The organism is Agathobaculum sp. LCP25S3_E8 (assembly GCF_052117165.1).
Lineage (GTDB): Bacteria > Bacillota > Clostridia > Oscillospirales > Butyricicoccaceae > Agathobaculum.
In genome coordinates this window covers 1-1,700 of the sequence record NZ_JBQKJR010000134.1, presented here as the reverse complement: position 1 = coordinate 1,700, position 1,700 = coordinate 1, and the positions used below count along the sequence as shown (strand labels likewise).

At 50.0% G+C, this 1,700-nt stretch carries 3 protein-coding genes; all 3 read right to left on the bottom strand.

Features of this window, described 5'->3' with window-relative positions; genetic code table 11:
• Window positions 1-167: 167 nt before the first annotated feature.
• Window positions 168-521, bottom strand: a complete 354-nt coding sequence (locus ACTQ34_RS17875; protein WP_441364950.1) for a hypothetical protein — start codon at window positions 519-521, stop codon at window positions 168-170.
• 14 nt (window positions 522-535) lie between these two features.
• The gene (locus ACTQ34_RS17870; RefSeq protein ID WP_441364949.1) at window positions 536-958 is read right to left on the bottom strand and encodes an ImmA/IrrE family metallo-endopeptidase; all 423 of its coding nucleotides are present in this window, start codon (window positions 956-958) and stop codon (window positions 536-538) included.
• 120 nt (window positions 959-1,078) lie between these two features.
• On the bottom strand, window positions 1,079-1,354 hold the full coding sequence (locus tag ACTQ34_RS17865; RefSeq protein ID WP_441364948.1) for a hypothetical protein: 276 nt from the start codon (window positions 1,352-1,354) through the stop codon (window positions 1,079-1,081).
• Window positions 1,355-1,700 lie beyond the last annotated feature (346 nt).

The following is a 1,700-nucleotide window of genomic DNA, read 5'->3' as shown; positions in this document are numbered from 1 at the left end:
GCATTTCCACAGCTTGTGGTCGAAAACAATTTCTTCCCGAAAGTCAAAAACCGCAAGTTTACCACAAGGCCATAAATCCAGATATCAAAAGCCACACCCGCTTGTTATGGTGTGGCTTTGGTGGTAGGATAGCAGCCGACCGGGAGTGCAACCCGCTCGAGACGGGGTCAGTGTGGTTCTGTTTGCTGTTGTTTTTTCCCAATCAGTTCATGAAGGAAACGCCACGCTGCGCGGATGCTGTCTTCCGGGAGTTTTGCCGTATATAGGGCGATTCCGTGTAAGTAATCCTGCTCTGCAATGCCAAGAGAAGACAGAAGCTGTGCATATTCAAGCACCATGCGGACAACGGTCATGTTTTGCTTATCTAAAATGCCCTTTATGGCTTGCACATCCTGCTTTTTGCGCTGCTTGCCCATGGCGGCATACAAACGTTTTTCACTTTGCGTCTGTACAGTTTTGGAAGCTTGCTTTTCGCTGCGCTGCGTTGGTTTAGAAGACATTCGTACAACCGTATCACTCATTGATCAGAATCCTCCTAGATGTTGGTCATCGCTGCATATTCTTGTAGAATATCATGCGTGATAATTGAGATTGCAAAAAAATTCGCTTCCAATTCTGCATAATTGGGGTATGAATCTTTTTCTTTGGAACGATAATCCAAGTGCCCAAGCAAAATGTGACCGAGTTCGTGGGCGGCCGTGAAACGAATTTCCAAATCTGAGCGATCGCTATCGAACAAAATAACAGGGGTGCCGTCTGATGCCCTGAAAGAAATCCCCGGATTCTTAGTTTCATAGGGGTCGTAGTCAATCTCTTTAAGAAGTTTTTTAGCGGATTTATATGAACACACACGCACGCCATAATCCATACAGATTTTATTTAGGTCGATTTTTCTCCTGATAGAATTACCCTTATTTTTCTGTGGATAGGCATCCGTCTGTATAATGGGCTTTCCCATGTAGTTTTACTCCTTGCAATCGGCGGGCGGCTGCGGTATAATACAGGCAACCGCCCATGGTGGTTGTTTTTACGGGCTCTCTTCTGTTATTGCTTCCCGGCGGACAGAAGAGGGCTTTTCTCATGCCAAGACAAAACGCTTTGTCTCAGCCGAGCGGGTGAAGCGGCCGTACAGATCAGGCATAGCGACCTTGAATGCCTTGCTGTCAAATCGGGCAGACTGCACAGGCTTCCATGTGGCCTTCCAATCGTCACCGGCCAGCGTGTCCACACCTTGAGCGGTCATTTCCTGTTTGATCGCGTCGGTGATGGTCTCGATCTCGGTGGCGATCTCCTCGGCCATGCGGCGCAGCTCGCGTAGTTCCTTGACCTTGCTGTTTAACTCGGTTCTGTCCATCGTGAATATCCTCCTTTGGCTTTCGCCCCAGAATTGGCGCTGTGCGCGTTTTGAGGGCTTCGGCATGTTTCTTTACGTCCGCGCCTTGAAAATGGCATACAGCGCATTCTCGCGCCCGCTTGCGTCATCTTCGTGTCTATTGCCATCCTCGGCTCACAGGTATATGGTCGCGGGCTTCAAGGGTTTTCGTTCCCTTTGGGCGGTAGTCCGTTTCGGTGGACTGTTCCGGCGGTCATTATCGAAGCAAACCGCGTGCGGCAAGTAGTGGGCTGCTTGCAACCAGTCAGCGGGATTTGCGCCAGCCGCCCGCTTGCGTGTCTATTGCTCTCGCTCACAGGTACGCGGT